At 59.8% G+C, this 4,533-nt stretch carries 5 protein-coding genes; all 5 read left to right on the top strand.

The window, feature by feature from the left end; translation table 11 throughout:
• Positions 1-223 precede the first annotated feature (223 nt).
• The 5 genes from QZ302_RS08765 to QZ302_RS08745 all read left to right on the top strand — a co-directional run bounded on the left by QZ302_RS08765 (position 224) and on the right by QZ302_RS08745 (position 4,394).
• A complete protein-coding gene (locus tag QZ302_RS08765; protein WP_294594546.1) occupies positions 224-373 on the top strand; it encodes a hypothetical protein in 150 nt (49 codons plus the stop codon).
• Between the two features lie 256 nt (positions 374-629).
• Complete coding sequence (locus QZ302_RS08760; protein WP_294594543.1) at positions 630-827, top strand: hypothetical protein; 198 nt, start codon at positions 630-632, stop codon at positions 825-827.
• A 187-nt stretch (positions 828-1,014) separates the two neighbouring features.
• Positions 1,015-2,460 carry a Fe-S cluster assembly protein SufB gene (gene sufB / locus QZ302_RS08755; RefSeq protein WP_294594541.1) on the top strand — a complete coding sequence of 482 codons (1,446 nt, stop codon included), beginning with the start codon at positions 1,015-1,017 and terminating at the stop codon, positions 2,458-2,460.
• A 52-nt stretch (positions 2,461-2,512) separates the two neighbouring features.
• Positions 2,513-3,280: a Fe-S cluster assembly ATPase SufC gene (gene sufC / locus QZ302_RS08750; RefSeq protein ID WP_294594548.1), complete on the top strand. Its 768-nt coding sequence runs from the start codon at positions 2,513-2,515 to the stop codon at positions 3,278-3,280.
• Positions 3,281-3,284: 4 nt separating this feature from the next.
• Positions 3,285-4,394 carry a SufD family Fe-S cluster assembly protein gene (locus QZ302_RS08745; RefSeq protein WP_294594539.1) on the top strand — a complete coding sequence of 370 codons (1,110 nt, stop codon included), beginning with the start codon at positions 3,285-3,287 and terminating at the stop codon, positions 4,392-4,394.
• Positions 4,395-4,533: the final 139 nt, after the last annotated feature.

The raw sequence follows: 4,533 nt of genomic DNA, 5'->3' as shown, positions 1-4,533 counted from the left end.
ACCGCCGTCGAGACATGGGGACACCGGCCAGTGTCTCCGGCAACGGCTACAGTTGGGCATCGACCGTCAGCGACACCGACGGCATGCATTTAAGTTTCAGCATGGCCTGGCTCGATCCCTGTACCGCGAACAGCCGCGGCTACAGTTTTCAGTTGCGTTGCCTCTCGGAATAAACGGGACAAGCGGTACTGCCCCGGGCAGCCGCAACCATAAGACAGGCGAGTTGAAAGACGTCGGCTACAGCGACGCCAGTTGGTCTTCTGCCACGAACGGTATCGGCGGCCTGAGTATGACATTCAGCACAAAATGGTTCCACATCAGCAACCCGGACTACCGCGCCTACGGTCTTCAATTGCATTGCCTCTCGGAATAAACGGGGGTAGAGGCTGCCAATAAAACACTCGGTGGTGCGCCCCGGGCTACCGCGCTTCAGATACGGGTATATTGTGGGGGTTCGGCAACCATGGATACAGTTGGTCATCCACTTGCAACAGGAGTGTAGGCGTGTTCTTGCACTTCAGCACACAGTTCCTCAATTCCTGTGACGTGGGCGACCACGGCCACGGTCTTCAGTTGCGTTGCCTCTCGGAATAAACGGGGGTAGAGGCTGCCAATAAAACACCCTGTGGGTGCGCCCGGGCTACCGCCACGCACGCTATGGCGGGCCGGTCAGCGTCGGCAACGACGGATACAGCTGGTCGTCTGCATCCTACAATCCGGGCGACCATTACCGCGCCTTGGACTTATATTTCAGTTCGCAGCACCTCACCCCCAGCTACTCGGACAGCCGCGCCCACGGTTTTCAGTTGCGCTGCCTCTCGGAATAAACGGGGATAAGCAGCACCCCAAAACTACCTGAAGCTACCCCAAACAACCGACCGCCGCCTGCGCTACATCCACGCCGCTATCCTCGTCTTTTTTCGTATCTTTGCCGTATTCCACCGGAAACGGTATTTTGTTTGCAGAGGGAGAACACCGACGCGAGCCGTGCCACCCCTCGCCTCCCACGAAAAAATGGAAGAAAGAGAGATCATCGAAAACGCCGCCCAAGGCGACTACAAATACGGATTCACCACCGACCTCGCCACCGAGACCATCGGCAAAGGGCTCGACGAAACCACCATCCGGCGCATCTCCGCCCTGAAAGAAGAGCCGGAATGGCTGCTCGAATTCCGCCTCCGCGCTTTCCGGAAATGGCAGACCATGACCATGCCCGACTGGGCCCATCTGGAGATACCGCCCATCGACTATCAGGACATCATCTACTACGCCGCCCCCAAGAAAGACAAGAAGCTCAAGAGCAGCATGGACGAAGTCGACCCCGAGCTTCGCGCCACCTTCGAGAAGCTCGGCATCCCGCTCGACGAGCAGAAAGCCCTGGCAGGCGTCGCCGTCGACGCCGTCATCGACTCCGTCTCCGTCAAGACCACCTTCCAGGCCACCTTGGCCGAGAAAGGAATCATCTTCTGCTCCTTCTCCGAAGCCGTGCGGAACCATCCAGAACTCGTACAGAAATATTTAGGTACCGTCGTGCCCTATACCGACAACTTTTTCGCCGCCCTGAACTCCGCCGTGTTCTCCGACGGCTCCTTCTGCTACATCCCGAAGGGCGTGCGGTGTCCGATGGAGCTTTCGACCTACTTCCGGATCAACGCCGCCGGCACCGGCCAGTTCGAACGGACACTGATCGTGGCCGACGAAGGGGCGTATGTGAGCTATTTGGAGGGGTGTACCGCACCGATCCGGGATGAAAACCAGCTCCACGCGGCGATCGTGGAGATCATCGTCGAACGGGACGCCGAAGTGAAATACTCCACCGTCCAGAACTGGTACCCCGGCGACAAGGAGGGACGGGGCGGCGTCTTCAACTTCGTGACCAAACGCGGGATTTGCCGCGGCGAGAACGCCAAGCTCAGCTGGACGCAGGTCGAGACCGGTTCGGCCATTACGTGGAAATACCCCTCCTGCATTTTGGCGGGGGACAATAGCGTGGGGGAATTCTACTCCGTCGCCCTAACCGGCAACCACCAGCAGGCCGATACCGGCACCAAGATGATCCACTTAGGACGGAACAGCAGGAGCCGTATCGTGTCGAAAGGGATTTCGGCAGGCTTTTCGCAAAACTCCTACCGCGGCCTCGTGCGCGTGGCGAAGACGGCGACCGGGTGTCGCAACTATTCGCAGTGCGACTCCTTACTCATCGGAGACAAGTGCGGGGCACATACCTTTCCGTATATCGAGTGCAGCAACGACACCGCCACCCTCGAACACGAAGCCACCACCTCCAAGATCAGCGAGGAACAGCTCTTCTACTGCAACCAGCGCGGGATTTCGACCGAAGAGGCCGTGGGCCTGATCGTCAACGGCTACGCCCGCGAAGTGCTCAACCAATTGCCCATGGAGTTCGCCGTCGAAGCCCAGAAACTGCTCGCCTTGTCTTTGGAGGGGAGTGTAGGTTAATCCTACTAATCTTACACAGCATAAACATCAGACACGCGATATGAGCCAGAATATATTGGAGATCAGGAACCTGCATGCCACCGTCGCCGACGAAGGCAAAGAGATCCTGCGCGGCATCGACCTGACCGTGGGTGCCGGAGAGGTACACGCCATCATGGGGCCCAACGGAGCCGGGAAATCGACCCTCGGTTCAGTGCTTGCCGGGAATGAACGATTCGCCGTGACCGGCGGCACCGTCACTTTTCTCGGCCGGAATCTGCTGGAGATGAGCATCGAGGAACGCGCCGCACTGGGGCTTTTCCTCGGCTTCCAGTACCCGGTCGAGATTCCGGGCGTTTCGATGGCCTCCTTCCTGCGGCTCGCCATCAACCAGCAACGTGCCGCCCGCGGCGAAGAGCCGATCGGCTCGGGCGACTTCCTGCGCCTGATGCGCGAGAAGAGCGAAATCGTCGAACTCGGCGACAAACTGATGAACCGCGCCGTAAACGTCGGCTTCTCGGGCGGCGAAAAGAAGCGGAACGAGATCTTCCAGATGGCCATGCTCGAACCGAAGCTCGCCGTGCTGGACGAGACCGACAGCGGTCTGGACATCGACGCCCTGCGCGTGGTGGCCACCGGCGTCACCCGGCTCAAACGGCCCGACAACGCCACCATCGTTATCACCCACTACCAGCGGCTGTTGGACTATATCGTACCCGACTACGTCCACGTGCTCTACCGCGGGCGAATCATCCACTCCGCCGGCAAAGAGCTGGCCCGGGAGCTCGAAGAACGCGGTTACGACTGGGTCATCCGCGAATACGGCGACAAAGAGGAGTAGCCCTATGGACAGGATACTGAAAGAACGTTACAAATACACCCCGCTCGGTCGGCTCGCGGCATCGGGCGGAGCTCCGGAGGAGAGCTTCGTTCCGGCGCAGGCCGAAATTTCGACCGAAGCCGAAGCGGCGCTGTGTCGGGTCGAACCGCTCCCGGCGGCGACTTTGCGGGAGGCTGCCGAGCGGTCTCCCCATCCGGGTTTGACCATCGATCCCCTGCTGCTCGACAACCTCGGCGCCGAGACGAAACAGGTACAGGGGGTACAGATCGACATTCCGGCCGGATGCGAAACCAGCGGCATTCTGTACATCCACCTGCGCTACCCCTCTGCGACTCCGATCCAAGAAGGCGTGCAAAAATACGTGCAACGCCACCGGATTCGGGCCGGGCGTAACAGCCGCGTGCGGGTGGTCGTTTATCACCATGCGTGTGCATCGGCCGACGCGCTGATTGACAGCGCCCTGCTGCTCGAAGCGGAGGCGGGAGCTTCGGTCGAGCTGTTCGAGGTGGCTGAAACCCGGGCTACCTACTTCGCTACCGTGCTGACCTCGATCGAACGGGACGCCAGCGTCAAAGTCACCACCATCGACTTGGATAACAGCATATTACGACGAAATCAGTTCGTAACGCTCGCTGAGCCGGGAGCGGACTGCAACCTCGAAGGGGCTTACCTCACGGCGGGGAATCAGCTGGCGGACAACTATATCCGGATGCACCACGCTTCGGCGCACTGCCGCAGTAACCAGCTCTTCAAAGGGGTGGCCGAAGACGATTCGCGAGGGGCTTTTACGGGACATATCTACGTCGCGCCGGACGCTCAGCAGACGGTCGCGTTACAGGAGAACCACAACATCGTGCTGAGCGACCGGGCCCGGATCGACACCCGGCCGCAGTTAGAGATTTACGCCGACGATGTGAAATGCAACCACGGTGCGACGGTCGGCCGGCTGGATCCGGAGGCGGTCTACTACATGCGCCAGCGGGGCATCGCGCTCGAAGCGGCGAAACGGTTGCAGATCGAGGGTTTCATCCGCGAGGTCATCGATCACACACGTCTCGACGATCTCGAACGCCTCCTCCACGACAAAGTGGCCAAACGCCTCTTGCATATTTAACTGTTCGTTTATCTGTACTTTGTGCCGGCTGGAACTGCCGCTTTCTTGTAAGAAAGCGGCGCAAAGAACTTTCGTGATAGCTGCGCTACTCCTTAGGCTCCGCAGTCCTCAGTCTTCGCGATTGTGTTTGGGGCGGGGT

It is taken from the genome of uncultured Rikenella sp. (assembly GCF_910579375.1).
Taxonomy (GTDB): Bacteria; Bacteroidota; Bacteroidia; order Bacteroidales; family Rikenellaceae; genus Rikenella.
This window is presented reverse-complemented; position numbering and strand designations above follow the sequence as displayed.

Coding starts and splice junctions, on each gene's coding strand:
- sufB (WP_294594541.1), top strand. CDS start 1,015: ATGGAAGAAAGAGAGATCATCGAAAACGCCGCCCAAGGCGACTACAAA.
- QZ302_RS08745 (WP_294594539.1), top strand. CDS start 3,285: ATGGACAGGATACTGAAAGAACGTTACAAATACACCCCGCTCGGTCGG.